The following is a 14,783-nucleotide window of genomic DNA, read 5'->3' as shown; positions in this document are numbered from 1 at the left end:
TGCCAGCTAAACCACTACGCAATCTCATCGGAGGTCATCTTGAGCTTTTTGTCCGATTCTGAATGGCTCTGCTTAAACGATCTCGTGCTTTCGATTAATTCCATCGACAGCGACCGCGAGTTTCGCTCGACCGTCCTCAAAAAGCTGCGTTTTCTCATCCCCTACGAGTCGGCTGCATTTTTCCTGAGCGACCTTTCCAGGGATCTCGTATCCACCCCGCAAGAATGGAAAACGCGCGTCTTTCTTGACCCTCTTGGCATCGATGTCCCCGCTGGGATGCTCGAGCTCTACACCGAAAAGTACTGGCAGCAGGACATGATCGTCGCCCACCGCAATCTTACGCGCTCGACGGTGCTGCGCGAGTCCGATCAGCTCAGCCCTGGCGATATCGACAGCAGTTATATGAAGGATTATCTTGGCGGCCGCCACGTCGTCAACGTCAGTTTCTTTAATGACGAGGGCTTTTTGGGATCGCTCAATCTTAATCGCAAGAAAGAAGAAGGCGACTTTAGCGATCGTGAAGTTCAAATCCTTGAGCTCATCGAACCGCACCTCACAAACCGACTATCAAAATGGCGTGTACGCGCCGACCGCAGTTCGTCTGAAATCGTATTTGCTCACGACTACGACGTCTCAGCGCGCGAAATCGATGTGTGTCGTTGCGTGTTATCGGGCATGGACAATGCGGCCATCGCCGAAGAGCTATCCATCAGCACCGGCACCGTTAAAAAGCATCTGGAGAACATCTTTCGAAAAACACAGGTCAACAGCCGCGTTGGGCTCATGGCGCTCCTTCAGCAGTACACGGCGCTCAAGCAGTAAGACCGTTCTCGCCCGCGAACCCGCTCACGCCCTATAAAACACGTTGTCGGCAAAGAAGTCGGTCGGCGGCTCCATGCAGGCGATCTCGCCGCCAAACATCATGGCAATGTCATCGGCAACCTGCTCGGCAAAATCCAGATCGTGCGTGGCCATAATGACGGTGCTGCCAGCCTTCGCATGGTCACGCAGGGCGCGGGCGATAATGCAGCGACTTGCCAGGTCAAGGCCCTTGGTGGGCTCATCAAGCAACAGCAGCTCGGGGCCGATCAGCAGCAGCTTTGCCAACGCAAGCAGCTGGCGCTGTCCGCCCGAAAGATCGTAGGGGTGGCGCGTCTCCAGGCCGTCCAATCCCAGTTGCGCCGCACGCTCCCGCGCCAAGTTCTCGTCATATCCGCAGGTCGAGGCCCATTCCATCAGCTCGTCGCGCACCGTCTCGGCAACCAGCAGGGCCTTGGGGTTCTGCGGCAGCAGCGCAGCCGAAGCCGCCCCGCGCACCATGCGGCCGCGCTGCAGCTTGGCGGTCTTCGCCAGCACCGAGAGCATCGTCGACTTACCGCATCCGTTGCCGCCCACGATCACATGCACCGCACCGGCCGAAAACGCCACGTCGAGCCCGCGCAGCACCCAGCCGCCCGCGCGATCGTAGCGAAACCAGCTCCCTGCCAGGGTGGTAGCCGACCCGCCGTGCATTTTTTGGAGTATTCTGCTCCCATCCGTGCGCGGAAAGGCTTCCGAGCCGTTCTCGAGCGACGTTTGCGCCACAAATTCGGACGATTTGTCCAATTCCGAACTTTTTTTCGCGCTCGATACGTCCCCGGGCGGCTCCAGAGAGCCCAAATTGTCCTCACGCCTGCTGAATACTCCGTTTTTTGCACATCGGACGGCACCCCACCCCAACATGTCGTCGGAAAACAACGATTCTCGGCGTCCCAAAGAAGCCATATCCGCCACCTCGCGCACGCGACCGTCCTCAATCCGGTACGCACACGTCGCATACTCGAGCATTGGGCGCGGTTGATGCGTAGCCACAACAACCGTGCAGCCCAACTCACGGTTCACGCGAAACAGCGCGTGCAGAAAATTCTTCTCGGCAACGGGATCGAGCTGAGACGTGGGCTCGTCGAGTAGCAGCACACGCGGACGCAGCGCCAGAACGGCGGCAAGCGACAGCAGCTGCTTGCGGCCGCCCGAAAGCGTATCGGTATCGCGATGAAGCCAGTCCTCCAGACCAAAGAAATAGCTGGTCTCAGCTACGCGACGGCGCATCTCATCACGTGCTAGCCCCAAGTTTTCCAGGCCAAACGCCATCTCGTGCCACACGGTTTCGCACACGATCTGGTTCTCGGGATCCTGGAACACATAGCCCACGCGCTCCGCCGATGCCCGCACGTCCATGTCGGCAACGTTCTCGCCCAGCACGCGCGCATCACCAGTGCGCTCGCCCGCCGGAGCGATCTCGGGCTTGAGCAGCGACAGCAGCGTCGACTTACCCGAACCGGTACCGCCAACAAGCAGCGCAAATGCACCTTGGGGAACACGCCAATCAAGCCCCTCGAGCACCGGTGCCTCGGCCCCGGGATAGGCAAAACTAAGGCCCTGCACCTCAATCGCCGGCATATCCGGGCCGCACGCCGTGCCCGACACCGGGCCCCTATCCAACCGAGCCATCAGCCAAACCTCTTCTCATCAATCGCATGAAACGCGCAAGGCAGCACCATCCAGGCAGCGTACACGACATAGCCCGGCCACGGCGCCGGCACCGAGAGCTGCGGATAAAACGAATACTGCGTCGTCGCGGTCCACGCCACTGCCACCGCGGCAGCACCAAACAGTGCGAGCCCGGCCAGCGCGGCAACGTCGCTGCGCCCCAGTCGATACCGCGCATACGTCGTACGACGCGTCGCGGCACCCCACCCGCGCGAGCGCATCGCGTCCGCACGCTCCAGCGAATCTTCCATGCCCCAGCCCATCAACACGCTCGACGCCCGCAGGCGCGAGCGCACGGGGTCGGCCGGCGCGCGGCCCGGCACGTCAATCGCATCTTGCACCGCCAGTACCGTGCGGCCGCGGCGCAAAAACTGCGGGATAAGCCGCATGCACATCGAGATCATGAGCGCAATCACCGGTGCGGCATTGCCCAGCAGCGCGAGCACCTTGTCGTATTCGAGCATCGACGCCGCGGCCTCAAACCACAGCACGCTCGCCACAAACAGCCCGCCCATGCACAGGCCGTATACCATGCTCTCCAGATACACCGCGCGCATGCCAATACGGAACAGCTCCGTCGAGCCCGAGGCGCTAAACAGCGGATTGAGCACCGCGACGATCAAAATCACCGGCAGCTGCCAGCGGAGCGCGCCCAGCGTGCGGGCAGCCCCACGCGTCGCAAATCCATACGCCAGCCCGCCCGCAAGTGACAGCGCAATCAGTACCGGCTGCATCGAGAACATAGTGAGCCCCAGCGTCAGCACTATATAGAGTGCCGGCACAGCCGGATGCGACATCGAGAATGCCGCGACGGGCTCGCCGCCAAACTCCTCTCGTATGTTATCCACGGGCACCCCCGTTCCCTCGCTCAAACAACAGCTCCGCAGCACCGCCAACGCCGCACGCACGCAGTGCAAACGCCACGCCGGCGGCGCAAGCCTCAACCGCCGCAAACCAATCGTTACGCGCTCGTCATATGCCTGCGGTATCATATTGCGCCGTGTATCGTTTCCAAACACACGTCTCTATAACGTAACAGGAGATCACATGGACGCAACCGCAATTATCCTCGCTGCCGGCGAGGGCACCCGCATGAAGTCGAACCACTGCAAGGTTTCGCACAAGATCCTGGGTAAGCCCATGGTCCAGTGGATCGTCGACGCTACCATCAAGGCCGGCTGCAGCCGCGTCGTGGTTGTCATCGGCAGCCACGCCGACGAGATGCGCGCCCTCATCGACGGCGCCTACGCCAACAGCGCCACCAAGGTCGAGTGCGTCGAGCAGACCGAGCGTCTGGGCACCGGTCACGCCGTGAAGGTCGCGCTCGAGGCCTGTGGCATCACGCAAGGCCCCGTCGTGGTGCTCAACGGCGACCTGCCGCTCATCACCTCCGACACCGTCGCCAAGTTCGCGCAAACCGTCGCCACCGGCGAGCTCGCCTGCACCGTCATGACCATGACCCCGCCCGATCCTTTTGGCTACGGCCGCATCAAGCTGGGCGCTGATGGTCAGATCGAGCGCATCATCGAGCAGAAGGACTGCACGCCCGAGCAGGCCGCCACGCTGCTGGAGTGCAACGCCGGCTGCTACGCCTTTGACGGCGCGCAGCTCGCCGCCCACATTAACGAGATCGGCAACGACAACGCGCAATCCGAGTACTACCTGCCCGACATGCTCGAGATCATCAAAGGTCACGGCCAGGCAGTCTCCATCTTCCACTGCGACGACTACCGCGACGGTCTGGGCGTCAACAGCCGTATCCAGCTCGCGCAGCTTACCGCCATCGCGCGCGACCGCATCAACGAGCACTGGATGGCCGAGGGCGTCACGTTCATCGACCCCACGCAGGCTTGGATCGGCCCCGACGCCGTTATCGGCCGCGATACCGTCGTGTGGCCGCAGACGCACCTGATCGGCCACGTCACCGTGGGCGAGGAGTGCCAGCTCGGTCCCAACAGCCGCCTCACCGACACCACCGTCGGCAGCGGCTGCGTCATCGACGAGACCATCGCCATCGAGGCCGTCATCGAGAACGGCGTCGACTGCGGCCCGCGCGCCTACCTGCGCCCGGGCACCCACATGCTCGACGGATCCAAGGCCGGCACGCACGTGGAGATCAAGAAGTCCACGATCGGCGAGGGCTCCAAGGTGCCGCACCTGTCCTACATCGGCGACACCACCATGGGCTCCGGCGTCAACGTGGGCGCGGGCTCCATCACCTGCAACTACGATGGCGTGCACAAGCACAAGACCGTCATCGGCAAGGATGCCTTCATTGGCTCCGACACCATGATGGTCGCGCCCGCCCAGATCGGCGACGGCGCGCTCGTGGCCGCTGGTTCCGTCATCACCGAGCCGGTCCCGGCCGACGCACTTGGTCTGGGCCGCGCCCGTCAGGTAAATATTGAGGGCTGGGCCGCCGATTACCGCCGCCGCCTGCACGAGGATGACGAGGTATAACGTTTTACCAAGCACAAAAGGAGCTGCTCCATGGGGGCGGCTCCTTTTTCTATCGTGACCTGCGCAACCGGATGAGTGGTCGGTTCGTGTCCGTTGGCGGTAAAGACGTTATCAGGACCCGATAAACCCCGCCGCGCGGTTACAATGCAACAAGGCATCTATATGGCATTCGATGTATAAAGGAGAAGGGTAATGCCGATTAATGATCCCGAGAAGTCGGAGAATATGCGCAAGTCCATCCGCGTGTATTCCGGTTCCTCCAACCGTCCCCTCGCTCAGAAGATTGCTGAGTACCTTGGGGTCGAGCTTTCGGGCCTTACGCTAAAGCAGTTCGCCAATGGTGAGATTTACGCCCGCTACGACGAGACCGTCCGCGGCGCCGACGTCTTCCTGATTCAGTCCGTGGCCGGCGGCAACGTCAACGACATGCTCATGGAGCTGCTCATCGCCACCGACGCTGCCAAGCGCGCATCCGCCCGCTCCATCACCGCCGTTATCACCCACTACGGCTATGCCCGCCAGGACCGCAAGGCCGGCCCGCGCGAGCCCATCACCGCCCGCCTCGTCGCCAACCTGCTCGAGCGCGCCGGCGTCAACCGCATCATCACCCTCGACCTGCACCAGGGCCAGATCCAGGGCTTCTTCGATATCCCGGTTAACCACCTGTCCGCACTGCCGCTGTTTGGCCAGTACTACAACGACATGCACTTCGACACCGACAACCTGGTTGTCGTCTCCCCCGACGTGGGTCGAGCCAAGGCCGCCAAGAAGCTGTCCGACATGCTCGGCTGCGACCTGGCCATCGCCCACAAGGGCCGTCCGCGCCACAACGCCGCCGAGGTCATGGGCATCATCGGTGACATCAAGGGCAAGACCTGCATCATCAACGACGACATGATCGACACCGCAGGCACCCTGTGCGCCAACGTCAAGGAGCTCAAGGCCATGGGCGCCGGCGACATCTACGTGTGCGCCACCCACGGCATCTTCTCCGGCCCGGCCATCGAGCGCCTGAACGATGCCCCCATCGTCGAGTGCGTCGTCACCGACGCCATCCCCGTCGAGGTCGGCGGCAAGATCAAGACTATCTCGGTCGCCGAGGAGTTCGCTCAGGCCATCTCCGCCGTTTACCACGAGGAGCCCGTCTCCACGCTCGTCGGCGGCGACTTCGCGCTGTAGTCGCTCGACCCTCGCATCCCTCCGGAAGCCCCGGACGCGCCTGCGGGGTTATCACGCGAACGTCCTCGCCGCTTTGCGGCTGCGGGATGTTCGCTTTGATAACCCCTCCCGGCGTGTCCGGGGCTTCCTGCTGTCTCGGGGCAGCTGTTTTCTGAAATGACTTTGCTGCAACCTTTCCTCGCCTTCGGCGGGCGTGGTAGCCTTTGTCGTTGATTAAACTTTTATGTGTAACGGAAGGACAAATATGGCAGCTGCACAGCCGCTTAAGATTCGCATGGTTGCCGGACTTGGCAACCCGGGTGAGGAATATGCCGAGACCCGCCACAACGCCGGCTTTAAGGCGATCGATGAGCTGGCCCGTCAGGCCGGTGTCACGTACTGGAAAAACCAGGCCGGCGCCGAGGTCGCACTCATCAACATCAACGATCCCGAGGAAGAGGGTGGCAAGCGCCAGATCGTGCTGGTCAAGCCGCAGTCGTACATGAACACCTCGGGCGGACCCATCTCCAAGCTCTGCCGCGAGTACAAGATCAAGGCCGAGGAGCTGCTCGTGATTCACGACGAGCTCGACATTCCCGCCGGTGACGTGCGCGTCAAGGTGGGCGGAGGCCATGCCGGTCACAACGGCCTGCGCTCCATCATCGACAAGATGGGCAGCCGCGACTTTAGCCGTATCCGCACCGGCATCGGCAACCCTCCCGGCAAGATGGCCGTGGCAGACTATGTGCTCAAGCAGCTGCGCGCCCGCGAGGCCGAGGACTTCCAGGACACCTGCGCCCGCGCCGCAGATGCCGCCGGTCTGGCCATCGTCCACGGCGTAATCTACGCCCGCGACCACATCAACGGCGCCGCCTCCGCCAACGGCAAGCACTAAAACCTACCGTTTAGGGACAGGTTTATTTTGGCAGGTTTTATCTGCGGAAACGCCCCGGTGGCCGCATCGCAATAAACCCCGCGCCGCCATACACGCATAACACCCCAAAGGGGGCCGGCCTCATCACAACCCGAGGCCGGCCCCCTTTGCCGTTTTGCCTGATAAAACCGACCAAAATAAACCTATCCCTATTTGGTAGGTCGAAGTGGATAAACCCTTTTCCCAACCGCCGAAGACACACGTAAACAGCATGTCCATGAGGGTATAATTTGCACCGTATGTTTGCACAACGCCTGTGCGCGTACGGTTTTACTCGGGCTACCGTCCATTTCCGTGGAGGCACGGTTCGGCGGCCCTAACAAGAGAGGGGTTCTATGTATAAGATCCTGGAGAAGACGCAGTTCTCGGAGAAGGTGTTCAAGTTCCGCATCGAGGCGCCCGCGATCGCCAAGCATGCGCACGCTGGACAGTTCCTCATGGTTCGCGCCAACGAGACGGGCGAGCGCGTCCCGTTTACCCTAGCTGGTTGGAACGGTGACGAGGGCTGGGTCGAGTTCATCTTCATGGTGATCGGCAAGACCACCGAGATGCTTTCCACCTATGAGGCCGGCGAGTCACTGCGCGACGTCGTGGGCCCGCTGGGCGTTCCCACCGAGATGGCCGAGGGCCCCTGCGCCGTCATTGGCGGCGGCGTCGGCCTGGCAATTGCCTTCCCGGTCGCCAAGCACCTGGTCGAGACCGGCCACGAGGTCCACGCCATCATGGGCGCCCGCACCAAGGACCTCCTGCTCATGGAGGACCAGTTCCGCGAGCTCCTCGACGAGGACCACATCCATATCACCACCGATGACGGCTCCTACGGCGAGCAGGGCGTTGTCACCGCTCCGCTGGAGCGCCTGCTGCAGGACAAGGCCGTGAGCCAGGTCTTCTGCGTCGGCCCCGTTCCGATGATGAAGTTCTCGACCCTCACCGCCCAGAAGTACGACACCCCCATTACCGCGTCCCTCAACCCCATCATGGTTGACGGCACCGGCATGTGCGGCTGCTGCCGCGTCGAGGTGGGCGGCGTGACCAAGTTCGCTTGCGTCGACGGCCCCGACTTCGATGCCACCCTGGTCGACTGGGATGACCTTCGTGCCCGCCAGGCCGCTTACCGTTCCGAAGAGGGCGAGTCCCTCAAGGCCTATGAGGAAAAGAGCTGCGCATGCCACTAGTTAACGGTCGTTTCGTTGCCGATATGAAGTCGCCCCGCACCCCCGATAACGAGGAGCCGGCTGCCGAGCGCGCCTGCGACTTCCGCCCCGTCGACAAGGGCTTCACCGAAGAGATGGCGCTGGCCGAGGCCGAGCGCTGCCTCAACTGCAAGAAGCCGTTCTGTGTTGAGGGCTGCCCCGTCAACATCAACATCCCCCGCTTTATCGAGCAGATCCGCGCGAAGGACTTCGGCGGCGCTCTCGATACCATCCGCGAGGACTCCATGCTTCCCGCCATCTGCGGCCGTGTCTGCCCGCAGGAGAACCAGTGCGAGGGCAAGTGCATCCGTGGCAAGAAGTCCGAGCCCGTGGCCATCGGCCAGCTCGAGCGCTTCCTGGGTGACCGCCCCGAGCTCGCCTCCACGCCCAAGATGGCCCCCAAGAACGGCAAGAAGGTCGCTGTCGTCGGCTCCGGCCCGTCCGGCATCACCTGCGCCGGCGAGCTCGCCCGTAACGGCTTTGACGTTACCGTCTTTGAGGCCTTCTTCACCGGCGGCGGCGTGCTGGTCTACGGCATCCCCGAGTTCCGCCTGCCCAAGGCGGTCGTCAAACGCGAGATTGACGGCCTGGAGGACATGGGCGTCAAGTTTGAGTACAACTCCGTCGTGGGCAACATGGCCACGGCCGAGGAGCTGTTCGAGCAGGGCTTCGACGCCATCTACGTGGCGACCGGCGCTGGCCTGCCCAAGCTCCTCAACGTCCCCGGCGAGAACCTGCCCAACGTCTTCTTCGCGAACGAGTACCTCACCCGCGTGAACCTGATGAAGGCCAACAAGTTCCCCGAGTACGACACCCCCACCAAGCACGGCAAGAACGTCGTCGTCTTTGGCGGCGGCAACGTGGCCATGGACGCCGTCCGTACCGCCAAGCGCCTGGGCGCCGAGCACGCCATCATCGCCTACCGTCGTACCGAGGACGAGATGCCCTGCCGTCGCGCCGAGCTGCACCATGCTAAGGCCGAGGGCGTCGAGGTTCTGCCGCTCGTCTCCCCGCTCGAGTTTGTCGCTGGCGAGGACGGCTCCGTGTGCGCCGTCAAGGTCCAGAAGATGGAGCTCGGCGAGCCTGACGAGTCCGGCCGTCGTCGCCCGGTGCCCATCGAGGGCGCCATCGAGGAGATCCCCTGCGACGTCGCGATCTCGGCTATCGGCACCAACGCCAACCCCTTCGCAAAGAAGATCGGCGGCAAGATGGAGCTCAACAAGTGGGGCTACATCGTCGCCGACGAGGAGACCGGCCAGACCACCGATCCCCGCATCTGGGCCGGCGGCGACATCGTCACCGGTGCCGCTACGGTCATTCTGGCGATGGGCGCCGGCAAGAAGGCCGCCGCTTCCATCACCAAGAGCCTGCTGGGCGAGTAATCACCTACAGCACTAGCTATCAAACGGCAAAGTCCCCGTCGAGCACACGCCCGGCGGGGACTTTTTCTATGCCGGCCGCCCAAACCACCACGATGGGGCAGGCACCTTTGTGGTGGTTTGGGACTTGCCCGGTCGTTTTGTCTCAATCTGTAACAGCTGGAGTCCGTTGAGCCCTGCAGTTGTTACAGATCAAGATATTGTGCCGGCCGGCCACGCTGCATCTCAATCTGTAACAGTTAGAGACCAAATATGCCGCCTGGTGTTACAGATCAAGACGTTGGGCTGACGGCCGAACGGTTCATCTCAATCTGTAACAGTTAGAGCCATTTTCGCTGGCTTGGTGTTACAGATCGAGACTATGCAAAAGCCGAGGATAGGCACTGCCGCCAAGGCCTTCCCCTCGGCCTAAAACAAAAACCACCACAAAGGCGCCTGTCCCCTTTGTGGTGGTTTCGACCGGTTAGCCTTCGAGCTGAGCCACCTTGTAGCGGTAGGCAGCGGCGATGACGTCCTTGCAGCCCTCGCGGCCCAGCTTGGCGCGGTTGACGACGATGTCCTTGCCGCTCGTCATCTTCCACTTGCCGGCGCTGTAGCGCTTATAGAACGCCTCGCGCGCCTTCTGCTGCTGTTTGACCAGCTTGGCACCTTTCTTTTTGTTAAGTCCGCGCTTCTTGCGCACAATCTCGACGCGGTCCTCAAAGGGTGCGGTCACCAACACGGCAATGTGGTTGGGGTTGTTACGCAGAAGGTAATCGGACAGGCGACCCTCGATAATGCAGCTCTCGGTCTCGCCCAGGTCCAAAATCACCTGGCTCATCTTTTGAAACAACTTATCCGAGTACGAACGCGCATCGTAGCGGTCGGGCAGAAACGCCATGTTCTCCACGGCCAGGCGCTCATCATAGGCGGCCATCTTATCGAGCGACTCGCCCGCGCGCAGCGACGCACGCACCAGCAGCTCGTTGTCATACAGCGGAATCCCCAACTCGTCGGCAAGCATGCGACCAATCTCGTGGCCCTCGGCGCCAAAGTCGCGCGCGATGGTAATGACCACAGGATTCTTCTTATTCTCCAGATCGCTCATCGCGATTCCTTTCTAACAAATGAGAAAAGGCAATTCCTGATTCCCATTTTGTCACTTACGACCGTCCTGGTTTCCCAAGTGCGGCAGATTGCCCCGAAAGAGGAGCGCCGCGTACTAAATGTACGCAAGCGACGATTGAGGGGCAAGGTGCCGTGCTTGGGGAAGCAGGACTATGCGGCCACGATGCGGCGTTGATATGCCCTCACCAGCAGCGAGATACCAAAGTTGAGCACAAAGTACATCGCAAACACCAGGCCGTAGAGCATAAGCACCTGCGACAGATCGATCGCGTGAGCCATCACGACGTTTGCCGTGTACATGAGCTCGGCCACGTTAATGCCCGAAAGATACGAGCTGTCCTTGATGACGGTCGTGCATTGGCTAAACAGCGCCGGGATGATCGTCTTAAACGTCTGCGGCAGAATGATGTAGCGCATGGTGGCAAAGAAGCCAAAGCCCTGGCTCTGCGCTGCCTCAAACTGGCCGCGCGGAATCGAGTTGAGGCCGCCGCGTACAATCTCGGCCATAACAGCGCTGGTAAACAGCGTAAAGGCGATGGTCGAAATCACAATGTCCAAACCCTGCACCGTAAAGTAGATAAACAGGATCCACAGCAGGTTCGGCGTGCAACGGAACAGCTCGATATAGGCGCTCACCAGAATACGGAACGGGCGGGGCGCATAGCTTTTAACAAGCGCCAGCACCGTGCCAAAGATGAGCGAGAAAAAGATCGACAGCGCCGAGATCTCGATGGTCTTAACAAAGCCGCCCCAAATGTAGAGCAGGTTGGTCGCGTTGAAGATTTCCATGCGCTAGGCCTCCTCTACGTTGTCGAGCCCCAGCTCGGCGAGGCTCACGCCGCGCGGACGCTCCTTGGAGCGGCGCTCGAGCCACTGCACCAGCATGGCGAGCGGAAAGCAGATGATGAAGTACATAAGGCAGCAGACGATGTATCCCTGCAGGTAACCGTACAGACTCACAAAGTTGTCGGAGCGGTACATAAGGTCGCCGCCGGCCACAAGCGCCAGCACCGACGTGTTCTTGACCAGGTTGAGTGCCTGGTTACACAGCGGCGGCAGAATGATCTTGAACGTCTGGGGCAGCACGATGTACCAGTACGCCTGGGCACGGGTGAAGCCCTGGCTCTGGGCCGCCTCCATCTGACCGCGCGGAACCGCCTCGATACCGGTGCGGATGACCTCCGAAATGTAGGCCGCGTGATACAGGCCCACGCCCAAGAAGCCCAGCACGAACGGCGCGATGCGCACCGGCTGGTCGGCACCGGTTATGGCTTGCAAAAACTGCGGACCGGCCATGTACATAAAGAGCACCTGCACGGGCAACGGGGTGTTCTGGTAAAACTCCACGTACACGCGGCTTATGGCGCGCAGCACGCGCGAACGGGTGGTGGAGAACACGCCCAGCAGCGTGCCCAGCACCAGCGACAGCAGCAGACCGGCAACGACCACCTGTAGCGTCACGCCAAAGCCCTCCCAGAAGGGCCCCATGTTTTGAAATGTCGTCGACCAACGGTCGGCGTCAAATAATCCTTCGAGCATTTGATTCCTTCCTTGGACGATGCGCCTATACAAGACCCCAGGTCTTGACCTCTTGGTCGAGCCAGCCGTCGGCCAGGCGATCGCAAATCACCTGATCGACCACGGCCGAAAGGTCGCAGCCCTTCTTGGTCGCCACGCCGTAGCCCTGCTCGCCAAACTTGACCTCGGGCTGCAGCAGCTCAACGGTCTCGTTCATGTAGCCGGCCAGCGTGGAGCGGTCCATGGCAAAGACGTCGATATTGCCGGCGTCGAGGGAACTCTTGATGATGGGATAGCCGCTAAAGGCCCTAAACTCGGGCTTACAGCTAAAGCCGTTGTCCTTGATCATCTGCTCGATCAGGCCCTGCGTGGTAGCACCCTGGCTCACGCCAATGACCTTGCCGTCCAGGTCCTCAATCGAGGTAAAGCCCGAACGCTTCTTGACCATGAGTCCCACGTAGTCGGTACGGTACGGCGTCGAGAAATCCCAGCTCTTCTTGCGCTCGTCGGTGATGGTGTAGGTCGCCGCAACCACATCGAGCTGGCCGTTATCGATCAGCGGGCCGCGCGTCTTGGGCGTTACGTCGGTAAACTCGACAAGCTCCTGGGCACGGGCGTCCTTGTAGCTCACGCCAAAGACGGCAGCGGCGATCTGGTAGCACAAATCGACTTCCATGCCCTCAAAGCGACCCTTGGCGGTGTCGTAATAGCCGTAACCGGGAACGTCCTTCTTAACGCCGGCATTCAGATGGCCACGCGACTTAATGGCCGCAAGCTTGGACCCCTTGTCGGAGCCCTCGCCGCTGGTAGAGTTGCCGCAACCGGTAAGCGCGGTCCCCGTCAGCGCAAGCATGCCGGCGCCAGCCAGCTGCAAAAAGTGACGGCGCGACACGGCCGCCCTCGTCATATCCGTCATGTCCATCACCGCGCCTAGTGCAGAATCTTGGACAGGAACTCGCGGCAGCGCGGGTTCTCGGGGTTATCGAAGAAGTGCTCGGGCGTGCCCTCCTCCAGAATGCGGCCGTCCTCCATAAAGATGACGCGGTCGGCCACCTGGCGCGCAAAGCCCATCTCATGCGTCACGCAGATCATGGTGATGTCCTCCTGCGCGAGCTCAATCATAACGTCAAGGACTTCCTGGACCATCTCGGGGTCGAGCGCCGAGGTCGGCTCATCAAACAGGATGATGGGCTGCTTGGTGCACAGGGCACGGGCGATGGCGATGCGCTGCTGCTGACCGCCCGAGAGGTTCTGCGGATACTCGCCGGCCTTATGCGCCATGCCGACGCGCTTGAGCGCGGCGATGGCGATCTCGGTCGCCTCCTCCTTGCTCTTCTTTTGTAGCTTGATGGGCGCGAGCGTCAGGTTGCCCAGCACCGTCATGTTGGGATACAGGTTGAACTGCTGAAACACCATGGAACTATACTTGCGAGCCATCTCCAGGTGATTCTTTTTGGTAAGCGGCGTACCGTCGATGACGACCTCGCCCGACGTGGGCTCCTCCAGATAGTCGACGCAACGGATGAGCGTCGACTTGCCCGAGCCGGAAGGCCCGATCATTACGAGCTTCTCGCCGCGCTTGACGGTGAGATTGATATCTTTGAGCACATGCAGGTCGCCAAAGTACTTGTTGAGATGCTTGATCTCGATCATGTCTGCCATGAATGTCCCTTCCCTGCGTTTACACGAGTTGAACTATTGTACGGAAAGAACCACGTTTCCGCAGCCCACACTACATTCCCGTAAAGAACCCGCAATCTTCCACCCACTCATTGGGGACAGACTTAAATGAGTACCTGCTCATTGGGCACTCATTTAAGTCTGTCCCCAATGAGCGCCGAAAATAGTACAACCGTCCTTGTTGAGCATAAGTCAGCGAAAACCCGTACACGCGAGCAAGGTGACGTGAAATGAAAGGGCGCAGACCTTATGGTCGCGCCCTTGAAATTGAACGTCAGATTGCCGTGTGTACGGGTTTGCAGCGTCGAGCCGTTATGCGGTTTGGTAAAACCGCATAACAAATTACGCGAGTTTGGCTCCGACGATCTTTGCCGCGGCCGGCTTATCGAAGTTGCCGCCAGTGGCCTTGCCGAGTGCACCCATAACCTGGCCCATCTGCTTCTTGGACGTGGCGCCCAGCTCGGCGATGACCTGCTCGATCAGAGCCTCGAGCTCCTCGCCCGAAACCTGCGCGGGCAGCAGGCTCTCCAGAATCTTGACCTGCTCGGTCAGGTTGTCGGTACGCTCCTGGTCGGTGCCGGCCTTGATGGACATCTCCAGCGTCTCGCTCGTCTGCTTGATCAGACGCTTGATCATGCTGTTGACGTCTTCCTCGGTCACATCGCGGCGCTCATTGACCTCGATATTCTTCACCTCGGCCTTAACCTGGCGAATGATGGACAGGCGAACCTTGTCCTTGGCCTTCATGGCCGCGATCATTTCCTTCTGCAGCTCTTCGTTGGTCATCTGCAAATCCTCTCTAATAGCGTGGGCGGCACTCGCGCG

The 14,783-nt window shown here is 61.1% G+C and carries 14 protein-coding genes; 6 read left to right on the top strand and 8 right to left on the bottom strand.

Annotated elements, in window-relative coordinates; genetic code table 11:
- Positions 1 to 39: 39 nt before the first annotated feature.
- The gene (locus tag DWW73_RS02760; protein WP_117735860.1) at positions 40 to 822 is read left to right on the top strand and encodes a helix-turn-helix transcriptional regulator; all 783 of its coding nucleotides are present in this window, start codon (positions 40 to 42) and stop codon (positions 820 to 822) included.
- A gap of 24 nt (positions 823 to 846) precedes the next feature.
- Here the strand turns inward: DWW73_RS02760 and DWW73_RS02755 are convergent, their stop codons facing one another.
- Together DWW73_RS02755 and DWW73_RS02750 are read right to left on the bottom strand one after the other, a co-directional pair.
- Entirely contained in the window at positions 847 to 2,490 is a 1,644-nt protein-coding gene (locus DWW73_RS02755; protein ID WP_117778671.1) for an ABC transporter ATP-binding protein, read from the bottom strand.
- Positions 2,490 to 3,377, bottom strand: a complete 888-nt coding sequence (locus DWW73_RS02750) for an energy-coupling factor transporter transmembrane component T (protein ID WP_233506729.1) — start codon at positions 3,375 to 3,377, stop codon at positions 2,490 to 2,492. Before DWW73_RS02750 ends, DWW73_RS02755 begins: the two co-directional genes overlap by 1 nt.
- A 199-nt stretch (positions 3,378 to 3,576) precedes the next feature.
- On the opposite strand from DWW73_RS02750, the gene glmU reads away from it, so the two are divergent.
- The 5 genes from glmU to gltA all read left to right on the top strand — a co-directional run bounded on the left by glmU (position 3,577) and on the right by gltA (position 9,656).
- Positions 3,577 to 4,989: a bifunctional UDP-N-acetylglucosamine diphosphorylase/glucosamine-1-phosphate N-acetyltransferase GlmU gene (glmU, locus tag DWW73_RS02745; RefSeq protein ID WP_117778670.1), complete on the top strand. Its 1,413-nt coding sequence runs from the start codon at positions 3,577 to 3,579 to the stop codon at positions 4,987 to 4,989.
- A 192-nt stretch (positions 4,990 to 5,181) separates the two neighbouring features.
- Positions 5,182 to 6,168, top strand: a complete 987-nt coding sequence (locus tag DWW73_RS02740; RefSeq protein WP_089573682.1) for a ribose-phosphate pyrophosphokinase — start codon at positions 5,182 to 5,184, stop codon at positions 6,166 to 6,168.
- A 244-nt stretch (positions 6,169 to 6,412) separates the two neighbouring features.
- Complete coding sequence (gene pth, locus DWW73_RS02735; protein ID WP_199413455.1) at positions 6,413 to 7,042, top strand: aminoacyl-tRNA hydrolase; 630 nt, start codon at positions 6,413 to 6,415, stop codon at positions 7,040 to 7,042.
- Between the two features lie 374 nt (positions 7,043 to 7,416).
- Positions 7,417 to 8,256: a sulfide/dihydroorotate dehydrogenase-like FAD/NAD-binding protein gene (locus tag DWW73_RS02730; RefSeq protein ID WP_006235793.1), complete on the top strand. Its 840-nt coding sequence runs from the start codon at positions 7,417 to 7,419 to the stop codon at positions 8,254 to 8,256.
- Positions 8,247 to 9,656, top strand: a complete 1,410-nt coding sequence (gltA, locus tag DWW73_RS02725; RefSeq protein WP_117778669.1) for an NADPH-dependent glutamate synthase — start codon at positions 8,247 to 8,249, stop codon at positions 9,654 to 9,656. The genes DWW73_RS02730 and gltA overlap by 10 nt, the downstream gene beginning before the upstream one ends.
- A 460-nt stretch (positions 9,657 to 10,116) precedes the next feature.
- On the opposite strand, the gene DWW73_RS02720 is transcribed toward gltA, so the two are convergent.
- The 6 genes from DWW73_RS02720 to DWW73_RS02695 form a co-directional block, all read right to left on the bottom strand.
- Entirely contained in the window at positions 10,117 to 10,740 is a 624-nt protein-coding gene (locus DWW73_RS02720) for an AAA family ATPase (RefSeq protein ID WP_055251542.1), read from the bottom strand.
- A gap of 170 nt (positions 10,741 to 10,910) precedes the next feature.
- Entirely contained in the window at positions 10,911 to 11,549 is a 639-nt protein-coding gene (locus DWW73_RS02715; RefSeq protein ID WP_055285379.1) for an amino acid ABC transporter permease, read from the bottom strand.
- A 3-nt stretch (positions 11,550 to 11,552) separates the two neighbouring features.
- Positions 11,553 to 12,299 (bottom strand): amino acid ABC transporter permease, encoded by a 747-nt coding sequence (locus tag DWW73_RS02710; protein WP_035136546.1) that lies wholly within the window; start codon positions 12,297 to 12,299, stop codon positions 11,553 to 11,555.
- A 25-nt stretch (positions 12,300 to 12,324) separates the two neighbouring features.
- The gene (locus DWW73_RS02705) at positions 12,325 to 13,200 is read right to left on the bottom strand and encodes a transporter substrate-binding domain-containing protein (protein WP_099432436.1); all 876 of its coding nucleotides are present in this window, start codon (positions 13,198 to 13,200) and stop codon (positions 12,325 to 12,327) included.
- 8 nt (positions 13,201 to 13,208) lie between these two features.
- Positions 13,209 to 13,940: an amino acid ABC transporter ATP-binding protein gene (locus tag DWW73_RS02700; RefSeq protein WP_022094215.1), complete on the bottom strand. Its 732-nt coding sequence runs from the start codon at positions 13,938 to 13,940 to the stop codon at positions 13,209 to 13,211.
- A 360-nt stretch (positions 13,941 to 14,300) separates the two neighbouring features.
- Positions 14,301 to 14,744 carry a GatB/YqeY domain-containing protein gene (locus tag DWW73_RS02695; protein WP_006235801.1) on the bottom strand — a complete coding sequence of 148 codons (444 nt, stop codon included), beginning with the start codon at positions 14,742 to 14,744 and terminating at the stop codon, positions 14,301 to 14,303.
- Positions 14,745 to 14,783: the final 39 nt, after the last annotated feature.

The sequence above is a fragment of the Collinsella sp. AF16-8 genome (genome assembly GCF_003462695.1).
Lineage (GTDB): Bacteria > Actinomycetota > Coriobacteriia > Coriobacteriales > Coriobacteriaceae > Collinsella.
Note: the sequence above shows the minus strand (reverse complement) of the source record. Positions and strands in the feature narration are given on the sequence as shown.